The organism is Hydrogenophaga sp. (assembly GCF_051007235.1).
In the GTDB taxonomy this organism is placed as follows: Bacteria; Pseudomonadota; Gammaproteobacteria; order Burkholderiales; family Burkholderiaceae_C; genus Hydrogenophaga.
Genome location: NZ_JBPCSJ010000097.1, coordinates 18,130 through 31,308 on the forward strand (window position 1 = coordinate 18,130; position 13,179 = coordinate 31,308).

At 62.8% G+C, this 13,179-nt stretch carries 15 protein-coding genes and 1 tRNA gene; 7 read left to right on the forward strand and 9 right to left on the reverse strand.

The window, feature by feature from the left end:
• Nucleotides 1-21 precede the first annotated feature (21 nt).
• Nucleotides 22-900 (forward strand): ATP-binding protein, encoded by an 879-nt coding sequence (locus ACR2JA_RS03620; protein ID WP_434007756.1) that lies wholly within the window; start codon nt 22-24, stop codon nt 898-900.
• Nucleotides 901-905: 5 nt separating this feature from the next.
• Complete coding sequence (locus ACR2JA_RS03625; protein WP_434007757.1) at nt 906-1,355, forward strand: NUDIX domain-containing protein; 450 nt, start codon at nt 906-908, stop codon at nt 1,353-1,355.
• A 5-nt stretch (nt 1,356-1,360) separates the two neighbouring features.
• On the opposite strand, the gene ACR2JA_RS03630 is transcribed toward ACR2JA_RS03625, so the two are convergent.
• The 8 genes from ACR2JA_RS03630 to ACR2JA_RS03665 form a co-directional block, all read right to left on the reverse strand.
• The gene (locus tag ACR2JA_RS03630) at nt 1,361-1,558 is read right to left on the reverse strand and encodes a DNA gyrase inhibitor YacG (protein ID WP_434007758.1); all 198 of its coding nucleotides are present in this window, start codon (nt 1,556-1,558) and stop codon (nt 1,361-1,363) included.
• An 11-nt stretch (nt 1,559-1,569) separates the two neighbouring features.
• On the reverse strand, nt 1,570-2,325 hold the full coding sequence (gene zapD / locus ACR2JA_RS03635) for a cell division protein ZapD (RefSeq protein WP_434007759.1): 756 nt from the start codon (nt 2,323-2,325) through the stop codon (nt 1,570-1,572).
• Between the two features lie 37 nt (nt 2,326-2,362).
• Nucleotides 2,363-2,962: a dephospho-CoA kinase gene (coaE, locus tag ACR2JA_RS03640; protein ID WP_434007760.1), complete on the reverse strand. Its 600-nt coding sequence runs from the start codon at nt 2,960-2,962 to the stop codon at nt 2,363-2,365.
• A 10-nt stretch (nt 2,963-2,972) separates the two neighbouring features.
• Nucleotides 2,973-3,818 (reverse strand): prepilin peptidase, encoded by an 846-nt coding sequence (locus ACR2JA_RS03645; RefSeq protein WP_434007761.1) that lies wholly within the window; start codon nt 3,816-3,818, stop codon nt 2,973-2,975.
• Nucleotides 3,818-5,035, reverse strand: a complete 1,218-nt coding sequence (locus ACR2JA_RS03650) for a type II secretion system F family protein (protein ID WP_434007762.1) — start codon at nt 5,033-5,035, stop codon at nt 3,818-3,820. Before ACR2JA_RS03650 ends, ACR2JA_RS03645 begins: the two co-directional genes overlap by 1 nt.
• Nucleotides 5,036-5,067: 32 nt before the next feature.
• On the reverse strand, nt 5,068-6,801 hold the full coding sequence (pilB, locus tag ACR2JA_RS03655) for a type IV-A pilus assembly ATPase PilB (RefSeq protein WP_434007763.1): 1,734 nt from the start codon (nt 6,799-6,801) through the stop codon (nt 5,068-5,070).
• A gap of 165 nt (nt 6,802-6,966) precedes the next feature.
• Nucleotides 6,967-7,043 (reverse strand) — tRNA-Pro (locus tag ACR2JA_RS03660).
• A 53-nt stretch (nt 7,044-7,096) separates the two neighbouring features.
• The gene (locus tag ACR2JA_RS03665; RefSeq protein ID WP_434007770.1) at nt 7,097-8,026 is read right to left on the reverse strand and encodes a polyprenyl synthetase family protein; all 930 of its coding nucleotides are present in this window, start codon (nt 8,024-8,026) and stop codon (nt 7,097-7,099) included.
• Between the two features lie 273 nt (nt 8,027-8,299).
• Between ACR2JA_RS03665 and rplU the strand changes: the two genes are divergently transcribed.
• From rplU to proB, 4 genes are all read left to right on the forward strand, one after another.
• Entirely contained in the window at nt 8,300-8,611 is a 312-nt protein-coding gene (rplU, locus tag ACR2JA_RS03670; RefSeq protein ID WP_434007764.1) for a 50S ribosomal protein L21, read from the forward strand.
• A gap of 13 nt (nt 8,612-8,624) precedes the next feature.
• Nucleotides 8,625-8,882 (forward strand): 50S ribosomal protein L27, encoded by a 258-nt coding sequence (gene rpmA, locus ACR2JA_RS03675; protein WP_434007765.1) that lies wholly within the window; start codon nt 8,625-8,627, stop codon nt 8,880-8,882.
• 100 nt (nt 8,883-8,982) lie between these two features.
• Nucleotides 8,983-10,059 carry an Obg family GTPase CgtA gene (cgtA, locus tag ACR2JA_RS03680; protein WP_434007766.1) on the forward strand — a complete coding sequence of 359 codons (1,077 nt, stop codon included), beginning with the start codon at nt 8,983-8,985 and terminating at the stop codon, nt 10,057-10,059.
• A 38-nt stretch (nt 10,060-10,097) separates the two neighbouring features.
• Nucleotides 10,098-11,261, forward strand: coding sequence for a glutamate 5-kinase (gene proB / locus ACR2JA_RS03685; protein WP_434007767.1), 1,164 nt, complete (start codon nt 10,098-10,100; stop codon nt 11,259-11,261).
• Between the two features lie 40 nt (nt 11,262-11,301).
• On the opposite strand, the gene ACR2JA_RS03690 is transcribed toward proB, so the two are convergent.
• A complete protein-coding gene (locus tag ACR2JA_RS03690; RefSeq protein WP_434007768.1) occupies nt 11,302-11,940 on the reverse strand; it encodes an RNA pyrophosphohydrolase in 639 nt (212 codons plus the stop codon).
• A 175-nt stretch (nt 11,941-12,115) separates the two neighbouring features.
• Here ACR2JA_RS03690 and proS point away from each other — a divergent pair.
• On the forward strand, nt 12,116-13,179 hold a 1,064-nt coding region (proS, locus tag ACR2JA_RS03695), incomplete at its 3' end, for a proline--tRNA ligase (protein ID WP_434007769.1).

The window sequence follows — 13,179 nt, forward strand, 5'->3', positions numbered from 1 at the left end:
CTGTACGCAGAGGGACTTGCGATGAACGAGAAATTTGAACACCTGATCGAGCGCGCCGAGCAGCTCATCGCCCGCATCGAGTCGGTACTGCCCCAGCCGCTGGGTGCACCCGACTGGAACGTCTCCATCGCTTTCCGCTACCGCAAACGCAGCAGCGGCCACGGCGCTCTGGAACCGGTGCGGCACGTGGCGCAGATGCGCCTGGCCGATCTGCAGGAGATTGACGGGCAGAAAGAAAAGATCCAGCGCAACACGCTGCAGTTCGTGCAAGGCCAGCCGTCCAACAACGTGTTGCTGACCGGCGCTCGCGGCACCGGCAAGTCCTCGCTGGTCAAGGCCTGCCTGAACGAATACGCGCCACAGGGGTTGCGCCTGATCGAGGTGGACAAGGCCGATCTGGTGGACCTGCCCGACATCGTGGATGTGGTGGCCGACCGTCCGGAACGCTTCATCGTCTTCTGTGACGATCTGAGTTTTGAAGACGGCGAAGCGGGCTACAAGGCGCTCAAGTCCATCCTCGACGGGTCGGTTTCAGCCGCCGGGCAGAACGTGCTGATCTACGCGACCAGCAACCGCCGCCATTTGCTGCCCGAGTACATGAAGGAAAACCTCAGCTACACGCACACGCCCGACGGCGAGGTGCACCCGGGCGAGGTGGTCGAGGAAAAGATTTCCCTGTCCGAACGCTTCGGTCTCTGGGTGAGCTTTTACCCCTTCAGCCAGGACGAGTACCTGACCATCGTCGCCCAGTGGCTGGCCTCGTTCCAGGTGTCTGCGGCGGCCATCGAGGCCGCGCGCCCGCAGGCACTGGTGTGGGCGCTCGAACGGGGTTCGCGCAGTGGACGTGTGGCCTACCAGTTCGCGCGCGACTACGCCGGCTCCCACGCCTCGGCAGGGTGACGCACATGTCGGATCCTGTGCTGGTGGTGGATGGCGGCGGTTCGACCGCCGAGCGCCCTGTGACCGATGTGGCGGTGGGGGTGCTGATCGCACCGGACGGCGCCTTTCTGCTGACCTCCAGGCCCGAGGGCAAGGTCTATGCGGGCTACTGGGAATTCCCCGGTGGCAAGCTCGAAGCCGGTGAAACGGTGGAGCAGGCCCTGCGGCGCGAGTTGCAGGAGGAGATCGGCATCACCATCGGTGCGGCACATCCCTGGCGCGAGAAGCTGGTGGACTATCCGCACGCGCTGGTGAGGCTGCACTTCTGCAAGGTGTTCGAGTGGAGCGGGACGCTGCACATGCGCGAAGGCCAGCAGTGTGGCTGGGAGCACCTGCCGGTGCGTTGCGCACCAGTGCTGCCCGGCACCATTCCTGTGCTGGAGTGGCTGGCCGAGGAGGCCGCCGCGGCTTCTTAGCCGTTTCAGCTCTGCTCGAAGTCCGGGTTGCTGTTGGATTCGCGCTCGGGCAAGCGAAAGTGCTCGCTCGCCCAGGCGCCCAGGTCCATGCCCTTGCAGCGTTCGCAGCAGAACGGACGGTAGGCATTGGAGGGTGCGTACACGCTGGGGCCACCGCAGGCGGGGCAGCGTACCGTCTTGGCGGTGGAACGGCTGTCGGACATGACGGCAGGCCTCAGGCGCAAAGCGTCAGCTCGAAGGCCGCGTCTTCGGCCGCGGCGTGCAGGCGGTGGTCATCACCCTGGCGCATCATGCGCACCGACATCATCAGGCGGTTGCCGCTGATTTCAGGCACCAGTCCTGTGGACGGATCCATGCGCAGGCGCAGCAACTGGAAGGTGCGACCTTGCGGCAGGTTCTGCTGGAACTGCCCAGCCGGAGCGACCACCTTTTGCGGCATGCCCGAGTCGCGCAACATTTTCATCAGCAACACGATGGACTCGGCCAGCGGCGCCAGTGTCTGGGCCCACATCTGCAGGTCGGCCTGGCGCCGCTCGGCCGGCTGGTGTTGCCAGGCGTAGTAGGCGGGCAGGTCGAATTCGCAGGTGCCACCGGGAATCCCGATGCGGCTGCGGATGCTCATCAACCAGTCGTTTTCGGTCAGGGTCTGGCCGGTTTTGCCGGGCAGGCTGTTGAGCTGCGTGAAGCAGTCATCGAGCTGTGCGATGACGCCATCGAGGGCCTTCTCTGAAATGGCTGGGTTGCCTCGGTAGCTGTTGAGCTGCTGCTTGTGGCGGTCGATGTCCTTGAGCACATCGGTCTTCATGTCCGCGCGCGAGGCGACGTCCATGATTTCGAAAATGGTCTGGATGGCAAAGTGGTGGTCCAGCGCGTGGGTGCGCGGAACCAGTTCGGCCAGACGCCGGAACAGCTGTTCGAGCCGCAGATAGGTGCGAATGCGTTCGTTGAAAGGGTATTCGTACAGGATCACAGCGGCAGATGGAACGGTGGCGGCGGGGCTTGTTCCATCATAGCCCGAAGCGGCCGGCCCACCGGACCACCTCGCGCTGCAAGTGTTCGATACCGTTTCCGTCGTTGAAGATCACGGTGTCGGCGGCGGCCAGCCGACGCTCGCGTGGGCTTTGGCTGTCCACAATGGCTTCGATGGTGGCGCGTTCCCAGCCGTTGCGTTCGCTGACGCGCCGGATCTGTGTGTCGCGCGTGCAATCAACCACCAGCACCCAGTCGAGTTGAGGTCGCCAGCGCGGTGATTCGACCAGCAGCGGCACATCGAACACGGTGCAGCGGGCTTTCGATGCCGCGGCCTGTCGCGCGATCTCCTGGCCCACCAGCGGATGCACGATCGCTTCGAGTTGGGCGCGCGCCTGGGGGTGGGCAAAAACATGGTCGCGCATGCGCTGTCGGTCCAGCGAACCGTCCGCCGCCACGAAATCGGGTCCGAACACCGAGGCCACCGCGTCCATGGCCTGTCCACCAGATTGTGTGCACGAGCGGGCGATCGCATCCGCGTCGATCACGGTGGCGCCCCGTGCCTGCAACAGGCGGGCCACCGTGCTTTTGCCACTGCCGATCCCGCCGGTGAGTCCCAGCCGCACAGGGCGGCTCATGCCATTCATGTCAGAGACCGATGGTGGCGAGGATGGACGTCGGGCCGAAGACCATGGCGGTCAGGCCTGCCAGCGCCAGGAATGGACCGAACGGCACGTAACCGCCTTCGCGCAACTGGCTGAAGACCTTCATGCCAACGCCGACGGCGGCGCCGATCAGCGAGGCCATGAGGATCATGGGAACCAGTGCGGGCCAGCCGAACCAGGCCCCCAGGGCCGCAAACAGCTTGAAGTCGCCGTAGCCCATGCCCTCCTTACCGGTGGCCAGTTTGAAGCCCCAGTACACCAGCCACAGCGACAGGTAGCCCCCGACCGCTCCCCACAGCGCCTGCGGCAGGCTGGTGCCGCTCAGGTCCAGCGCCGCGGCCACCAGGCCTGCCCAGACCAGTGGCAGGGTGATGTCGTCGGGCAGCAGGGTGGTATCCCAGTCGATGGCGGCCAGCGCCAGCACGGCCGCGGCAAATCCGCTCCACGCCAGGGCGGTGGCGGTCAACCCCCAGCGCCAGCCGCACCAGGCGAACAGACCTGCGTTCAGCAGTTCGATGAGTGGGTAGCGAGTGCTGATGGGGGCGCTGCAACCGGCGCAACGCCCCTGCAAGGCGGCGTAGCTGAGGACCGGGATGTTTTCAAACCAGCGGATCTGATGACCACAGTGCGGGCAGCGGGAGCGTGGCACCATGAGGTTGAAGGGCGCCGTCGCGGGTGCGGGATCGCTGTCCGAGGTGTTTTGCAGCTGAGCACACTCGGCCGCCCAGCGCAACTCCATCATGCGCGGCAGGCGGTGGATCACCACGTTGAGGAAGCTGCCCACCAGCAGCCCGAGCAGGCCCAGCAGTGCCGCGTCCAGCACCGGCATCAAACGACCTGACCCAGCTTGAAAATGGGGAGGTACATGGACACCACGATGCCGCCGATGAGGGTGCCCAGGATCACGATGATGATGGGCTCCATCAGGCTGGAGAGGCCCGCCACCATGTCGTCCACTTCGGCTTCATAAAAGTCGGCCGCCTTGCCCAGCATGTGGTCGATGGATCCCGACTCTTCGCCAATGGCACACATCTGCAACACCATCGACGGGAAGATGTTGGCATTGGTCATGGCGTTGGTCAGGCTCGTGCCGGTGGAGACCTCTTGCTGGATTTTTTCCGTGGCCATGCTGTAGACCGAATTGCCTGAGGCACCACCCACCGAGTCCAGGGCCTCCACCAGCGGCACACCCGCGGCGAACATGGTGGACAGCGTGCGTGTCCAGCGCGCGATCACAGACTTTTCAACCAAAGTGCCGAAGATGGGCATTTTGAGCAGGATGCGATCCATGATCTGCTGCACTTTCTCGTTGCGTTTCCAGGCCTGCAAAAGAAAGTAGATGCCGCCACCCAGGCCACCGAAGATCAGGTACCAGTACTCGACAAAGAACTCGCTCATAGCGATCACGAACAGTGTCGGTGCTGGCAGATCGGCGCCGAAGGATGAGAACACCTCCTTGAACGAGGGAATCACGAAAATCATGATCACCGCCACCACCACAAACGCCACGATGATCACGGAGATCGGGTACATCAAGGCTGACTTGATCTTGGATTTGATGCCTTCGGTCTTCTCCATGTAGACCGCCAGGCGGTCCAGCAACTCTTCCAGAATGCCGGCCGCCTCACCCGCTTCCACCAGGTTGCAATACAGGCTGTCGAAGTACAGTGGGTTCTTGCGGAAGGCGGCACTCAGCGAAGTGCCGGTTTCAACATCCGTACGAATGTCGCCCAGCAGCTTGGTCATGCTCGGATTGGGGTTGCCACGGCCGACGATGTCGAATGCCTGCAGCAGCGGGACGCCCGCCTTCATCATGGTGGCGAGCTGCCGCGTGAAGATGGCGATGTCCTTGGGCTTGATCCGCTTGCCCGAAGCGGTGCGGCGCTTTTTGATCTTGCCCGGGACAATCCCTTGACGGCGCAAGGCGGCCAGCACCTGGTTTTCGCCGCCCGCCCGCGTTTCTCCGCGCACCGTCTTGCCGTTGCGGTCTTTGCCTTCCCATTCAAAGACAAAGTCCTTGGTGCTTTTGCTTGCTGCGGTGGCCATGGATTCCTCGGGTTCAGGCGGTCAGAGCCCGCTCATTCGTTGGTGACGCTGAGCACTTCTTCCAGCGAGGTCAGACCCAGTTTGACCTTGAGCAGGCCCGATTCACGCAGCGTGCGCACGCCCTCGACACTTGCCTGTTTGGCAATGTCCAAGGCACTGCCGCCGCGCAAAATGATGCGCTGGATCTCTTCGGAAATTGGCATGACCTGGTAGATGCCGACACGACCCTTGTAGCCGTTGTTGCAAGCCGAGCAGCCCACGGGTTTGTAAGGGGTCCAGGTGCCGTCCAGATCTTCGGCCTTGAACCCGGCGTCGACCAAGGCCTTGCGCGGCACATCCAGTGGTGCCTTGCAGGTCGGACACAGGCGCCGCGCCAAGCGTTGCGCGGTGATCAGGATCACGCTGGATGCGATGTTGAACGTGGGGATGCCCATGTTCATCATCCGCGTGAGTGTGGTCGGGGCGTCGTTGGTGTGCAGCGTGGACAGCACCATGTGACCCGTTTGTGCAGCCTTGATGGAGATGTCGGCCGTCTCCAGATCACGGATTTCGCCGACCATGATCACGTCCGGATCCTGGCGCAGGAAGGCTTTGAGCGCAGCGGCGAACGTCAGACCGGCTTTCTCGTTGACGTTGACCTGGTTGACCCCCGGCAGGTTGATTTCGGAGGGATCTTCAGCCGTGGAGATGTTGATGCCCGGCTTGTTCAGAAGGTTCAGGCAGGTGTAGAGCGACACCGTTTTGCCCGAGCCGGTAGGACCGGTCACCAGCACCATGCCGTAGGGGCGGCTGATGGCGCTGAGCAAGCGCTCCTTTTCTTCCGGTTCATAGCCCAGCGCGTCGATGCCCACCTTGGCGCTGCTCGGATCCAGGATACGGATCACGATCTTTTCGCCGAACAGCGTGGGCAGCGTGCTGACCCGGAAATCGATCACCCGGTCGGGACCCACCTTGAGCTTCATGCGCCCGTCTTGTGGCACACGCTTCTCGGAGATGTCCATGCGGGAGATCACCTTGATGCGCGAGGCCAGCTTGTCCTTGATCGCGATCGGCGGCGACGCGATCTCGCGCAACTCCCCGTCGATACGGAAGCGCACGCGGTATTGGTGTTCGTAGGGCTCGAAATGCAGGTCCGATGCGCGCATGTTGAACGCATCCAGCAGCATCTTGTGCAGAAATTTGACAACCGGGGCGTCGTCGACTTCCGACGTCTTGTCGTTGGTGTCCGTGACCACTGCCTCGGTGGCCATTTCGTCGAATTCGAAATCGCCACCGATGATGTTGTCCATGGCCTCGGTGGCCGTGGTGGACTGACTCTCCACCAGTTTGCTGAGCTTATCGAACTCGGCGATGACCCAGTCCACGCCCATCTGGGTCGCAAACTTGATCTTTTCAGCTGCCTGCTGGTCCGATGGATCGGCTGTCGCCACCATCAAGCGGTTGCTGCGCTTGCTGAGCACCACAATGCGGTAGTCCGCGCAGATCTTGTTGTCCAGCAAGCCCTTGGGCAGACGCTGTACGTCGATGGCGTCCAGATCCAGCAGTGGCGCAGCAAATGCCACCGACATCGTGTGGGCCAGGTCGTATGCCGACACAGCGCCCGAGCCGGTCAGTTCCGCAATGAAGCTTGTACGGGCGCTCTGCGCTTTTTTGTACAACTCTTCCGCGGCTTTTTGACCCAGTTTTCCAGCGGACACGAGCGCACGCGCCAAGCCCGGTAGGGCCATGGAAGGGGTGTCCTGGATCACTGTGTCGACAGATGCCATAAACGCGTAATCTATCTTAAATCAACAACTTGCCCGCCACTATTGACGCAACTTGTGTTGAATTCCCACATTGTGGCGTGACAAGCGTTGTATGAACGACGCGAAAAGCGGCGCGGCCCTGGTGCTGTTGGGTCGATCAATGCTGTTCACAAACAGGGAAATGACTGGTCGGGGTGAGAGGATTCGAACCTCCGGCCTCTACGTCCCGAACGTAGCGCTCTACCAGGCTAAGCTACACCCCGATGAACCCGTTGGGTTGACCGTCAGCGGTTGAACAACCACTTTTCTGAACGTGTCAGGAGCGTCGCTCCTGCAGTCCAGCTGCCAATTGTAGCAAAGCTTCGCGGTACTGATTGGCCGGCAGTTGTCTGGCAGCATCAATCGCTCGTTGTGCCTCGGCCATCGCGCTCTCGCGAGCGGTGTCCAGGGCACCTGTTTGGCGGACGATGCTGAGGATTTCGTCCAGGTTGGCAGCGTCACCCTGCTCGATGGCCTGGCGGATGAGGGTTCTCTGCGTTTCATTGCCCCGACGAAGCGCGCAGATCACGGGCAGCGTGACCTTGCCCTCGCGAAGGTCGTCACCCAGGTTCTTGCCGAGCAGTTCGGTATCGCCTTCGTAGTCCAGCACGTCGTCGATGACCTGAAATGCGGTTCCCAAGGCTTGACCGTAGGTGGCACACAGTTCCTCGACCTCAGCGGAGGCTCCAGCCAGGATTGGGGCCAGGCGGGCGCTGGCTTCGAACAATTTGGCGGTTTTCGATCGTATGACGCGCAGGTAGGCGGCTTCGTCCAGCGAAGCATCGTGCATGTTCATCAGTTGCAGCACCTCGCCTTCGGCGATCACGTTGGTGGCCTCCGACAGCACCTGCATCACGCGCATCTGGTTGACATCCACCATCATCTGGAAAGCGCGGGAATACAGGAAGTCACCGACCAGTACGCTGGCGGCGTTGCCAAACCGTTCGTTCGCAGTTTCGCGGCCGCGCCTGAGGGTGGATTCGTCCACCACGTCGTCATGCAGCAAGGTGGCGGTGTGAATGAACTCGACCACCGCGGCCAGGGTGTGGCGGTCGGGGTCCTCGCAACCCAGGGCTCCCGCGACAAGCAACAGCAAGGCGGGGCGCAAGCGCTTGCCACCCGCCGAGATGATGTACTGGGCCACCTCGCGGACCAAGGGCACGTCAGTGCTCAGCCGTTCGCCGATCACGTGATCGACCCGCAGCATGTCCGGCTGAATGAGTTCCAGTGCTTGGGTGGTGGCGTTGGCGGCTGAGGACAAGATGCTTGAGCGCAGAAGCGCAGTGGCAGAACTGGAAAGTCCCGGATTATAGGAAGCGCACCCGTCGGGCTCTTGGCGGCGTTCGGGGCTTCCTTGGTGCTGCCGGCTGTCGGATGGGCGGGGCTTGAAGCGCTGCCGCCAGAATGCTAGAATTTAGGGCTCTGCAGGATTTGGTCTGCGGGGTTTTCCCTTTTTTTGGGATTTTTTCGAGAGGTTCATATGTACGCGGTCATAAAAACCGGTGGCAAACAGTATCGTGTTGCTGCTGGCGAAAAAATTAAAGTAGAACAGATTGCTGCGGATGTGGGCCAGGAAATCGTGATCGACCAAGTTCTGGCTGTCGGCAACGGCACCGAACTGAAGGTGGGCACGCCCCTGGTTTCCGGCGCAACGGTCAAGGCCACTGTGGTGTCCCACGGTCGTCATGAGAAGGTCACGATCTTCAAAATGCGCCGTCGCAAGCACTACCAGAAGCGCCAAGGTCACCGTCAGAATTTCACCGAACTGCAGATCGCTGCAATCGCTGCCTGAGGAGTAATTTGAAATGGCACAGAAAAAAGGCGGCGGCTCTACGCGAAACGGGCGCGATTCCAAGCCCAAGATGCTCGGCGTGAAGGCCTTCGGTGGCGAGCTGGTTTCGGCCGGTTCCATCATCGTTCGTCAGCGCGGCACCAAGTTCCACCCCGGCACCAATGTGGGCCTGGGCAAGGACCACACCCTGTTTGCCACGGTTGACGGTCACGTCAGTTTCGCTGTCAAGGGCGAACTCAACCGCCACGTCGTGAGCATCACCCCCGTGTGATGCTGCGGCCCGCCAGGGCCACCGACCGGATGGCAGCATCCCAGTGGAAAGGCCCGCCTCACGCGGGCCTTTTCTGTTTGAATTTTCACAAGAGCTGATCATGAAATTTGTGGACGAAGCCACGATCGATGTCGCTGCGGGCGATGGCGGCAACGGCTGCGCGTCGTTCCGGCATGAGAAGTACAAGGAATTTGGCGGACCCGATGGCGGCGATGGCGGTCGTGGTGGTCACGTCTATGCCGTGGCCGACGCCAGCCTGAACACGCTGGTGGACTTCCGCTACACGCGCCGTTTCGAAGCGCAGCGCGGTGAACACGGCAAGGGTTCCGACATGTTCGGCGTCAAGGGCGACGACATCGTGCTCAAGATGCCGGTGGGCACCATCATCAGCGATGCCGAGACCGGCGAAGTGCTGTATGAGCTGCTCAATCCGGGCGAACAGATCACCATCGCCAAGGGTGGTGACGGTGGCTTCGGCAACATGCATTACAAGAGTTCGACCAACCGTGCGCCGCGGCAGAAGACGCCGGGCTGGCCGGGCGAGCACAAGTCGCTCAAGCTCGAACTCAAGGTGCTGGCCGACGTAGGTTTGCTGGGCATGCCCAACGCGGGCAAGTCCACCTTGATCGCGGCCATTTCCAACGCGCGGCCCAAGATCGCCGACTACCCGTTCACGACGCTGTACCCGAATCTGGGCGTGGTGCGCGTGGGCCCGGAGAAGAGTTTTGTGGTCGCCGATGTGCCGGGCCTGATCGAGGGCGCCTCTGAAGGTGCGGGTCTGGGACATCAGTTTCTGCGCCACCTGCAGCGCACCCGCGTGTTGCTGCACCTGGTGGATGTGGCGCCCTTCGACGATGCGGTGGACCCGGTGCAGCAGGCCAAGGCCATCGTGGCCGAGCTTAAAAAGTTCGACCCTGCGCTGCATGCCAAGCCGCGCTGGCTGGTGCTCAACAAGCTGGACATGGTGCCGGCCGAAGAGCGAGAGGCGCGTATCAAGGACATCGTCAAGCGCCTCAAGCACAAAGGCCCAGTGTTCGAGATTTCGGCCCTGACCCGCGAGGGCTGCGAGCGGCTGGTGCAGTCGGTGTACCAGTACCTAGCGCAGGAATTCCAGTCTCATCAGGCGCCTGTCGTGGTCGACCCGCGGTTCGCCGACGGCGATCCACGCGGCGTCTGATCTCAAGACCGCCTTGTCCCTTTCCTTCGCAAACCAGCATGAGCGACACCGTGATTCCCTTGAGCAGTGCAGCGTCTGAAGTCAGCGTGTTGAAGGCGGCGCGCCGCATCGTGGTCAAGGTGGGCTCCAGTCTGGTGACCAACGAAGGCCGCGGGCTGGACGAACAGGCCATCGGGCAGTGGAGCCAGGAGCTGGCCGCGCTGGTGCAGCAGGGTCGCGAACTCATCATGGTCAGCAGCGGCGCCGTGGCCGAGGGCATGAAGCGTCTGGGCTGGAGCATCCGTCCGAAGGAAATCCACGAACTGCAGGCGGCCGCCGCCGTGGGGCAGATGGGGCTGGTGCAGATGTACGAGACCAAGCTGCGCGAGTGTGGTGTGGGCAGCGCTCAGGTGCTGCTGACCCACGCCGATCTGGCCGATCGTGAGCGTTACCTCAATGCGCGCTCGACGCTGCTGACGCTGTTGCAGCTGGGCGTGGTGCCGGTGATCAACGAAAACGACACCGTGGTCAACGACGAGATCAAGTTTGGGGACAACGACACCCTGGGCGCTTTGGTGGCCAACCTGGTGGAAGCCGATGCCCTGGTCATCCTGACGGACCAGAAGGGGCTGTACACCGCCGACCCGCGACGCGACCCTGCGGCCCAATTTGTGCACGTGGCGCGCGCGGGCGATCCGCAGCTTGAAGCCATGGCCGGCGGTGCCGGTTCGGGCATCGGAAAGGGCGGCATGATCACCAAGATCCTGGCAGCCAAGCGTGCGGCGGGATCAGGCGCTTCCACCGTGATCGCCTGGGGTCGTGAGCCGCGCGTGTTGCAGCGCTTGTGCGAAGGCGAGGCGATCGGCACCTGCTTGGTGGCGCAGACGGCCAAGCAGCAGGCGCGCAAGCAGTGGATGGCCGATCACCTGCAGATGCGTGGGTCGGTGGTGGTGGATGCGGGTGCGGTCGAGAAGATCGTGGGTGAAGGCAAGAGCCTGTTACCCATTGGCATGACCGCGGTAGAAGGCGATTTTTCACGCGGCGACGTGATCGCCGTGCGCGGGCCCGATGGGGCGGAGATCGCCCGTGGTCTGGCCAACTACGCCAGCCCGGAAGCGCGGCTGATCTGCCGCAAATCGTCAGGTGATTTCGAGCGCCTGCTGGGCTACGCCGCCGAACCCGAGATGATCCACCGCGACAACCTCGTGCTGGCCCGCACTTGAGGGCTTCCGCTCCAGCCGCGCACGGCGGCGGAGGGCGAGATCATTTCAGGCCGGCCTGGTGCTGATGGGCCTGTGGGTCCGGGTCGAAGCTGGCCCCTGGCGGCAGTTCGAGCCCAGCCGGAGAGAGGCGTTGCACCGAAGGCATGTCCGTCTCCATGCCCCTGGGCGCACGGCTGCCCGACCGCAGGTAGCGGTTGCGGTGGTCGTTGCGTGGCAGGTAGCGCGCCAGTTCGGTCAGCGCCATTTCGTAGACGCCGCGTTTGAATTCGACCACCACGTCCAGCGGCACCCAGTAGTCGTGCCAGCGCCAGGCGTCGAATTCTGGGTGGCTGGTGGCGCGCAGGTTCAGGTTCCAGTCCTGTGCGACCAATCGCAGCAGGAACCAGATCTGTTTCTGGCCTTTGTAATGGCCGCGCGCATCGCGTCGGATGAAGCGGTCAGGCACTTCGTAGCGCAACCAGTCCCGCGTGCGGGCCACGATGCTCACGTGTTCGGGCTTGAGCCCCACTTCCTCGTGCAACTCCCGGTACATCGCCTGCTCGGGCGTTTCGCCTCTGTCGATGCCACCTTGTGGGAACTGCCAGGAATGGGAGCGGATACGCTTGCCCCAGAACACTTGGTTTCGCTGGTTGAGCAGAATGATGCCGACATTGGGCCTGAAGCCTTCTCTGTCAAGCATAATCAACCCCAAATTTTTGAACTGTCTGGATTATGCATCGCGCATGACAGATTGCGTACCGAATGCGGTGCGACGACGGTCCAACGCCGGGTAAACACCGACCGACGGAACCGCGGTTTTGAAGTCCATCCCCTCCGACTTTTCTGCCTTGGCCGCCGCAGGCGGCGGATTGCCCATGAAAGCTTCCCAGTTCCTCATCACCACCCTCAAAGAAGCCCCGGCCGATGCTGAAGTTGTGAGCCATCAGCTCATGACGCGCGCTGGCATGATCCGCAAGCTGGGCGCTGGGATTTACAACTACATGCCGATGGGCCTGCGGGTGATCCAGAAGGTGGAAGCCATCGTGCGCGAAGAAATGAACCGTGCCGGTGCGGTCGAGATGACCATGCCGGTGGTGCAGCCGGCCGAGCTCTGGCAGGAGACCGGGCGCTTCGACAAGATGGGCCCCGAACTGCTGCGCATCCAGGACCGGCACGGACGGGACTACATCGTCCAGCCCACCAGCGAAGAGGTGGTGACCGATGTGGCGCGCCAGGAACTGCGCAGCTACAAGCAGCTGCCCAAGAACCTGTACCAGATCCAGACCAAGTTCCGCGACGAGCGCCGTCCGCGTTTTGGTCTGATGCGCGGGCGCGAGTTCATCATGAAGGACGCCTATTCCTTCGACCGCGACGAGGCCGGCGCCAAGGCCAGTTACCAGGTCATGGCGGCGGCGTATCGCCGCATCTTCGACCGCTTCGGCTTGAAGTACCGCGCGGTCGCCGCCGACAGCGGTGCCATCGGTGGCGATCTGAGCGAAGAGTTCCAGGTGATTGCGGCGACCGGGGAAGACGCCATCGTCTATTGCCCGGCCAGCGACTACGCGGCCAACATGGAGAAGGCCGAGGCGCTGGCGCCGGCCGGTCCACGGCCTGCGGCGGTCAACGCCATGGTCAAGACGCCGACCCCGGGCAAAAGCACCTGCGCTGACGTGGCCGAGTACCTGGGTGTGCCGCTGGCGACCACGGTCAAGTCCCTGGTGCTGGCGACCGACGAGCTCAACGAGGCCGGCGAAGTGGTCAAGAGCCAGGTCTGGCTGCTGCTGCTGCGAGGCGACCACGACATGAACGAGGTCAAGGTGGGCAAGGTGCCCGGTCTGGACAAGGGCTTCCGTTTTGCGAGCCTGTCGGAAATCGACACCCACTTCGGTTGCAAGCCGGGCTACCTGGGACCGGTCGGTCTGAAGCAGCCGCTGAAGAT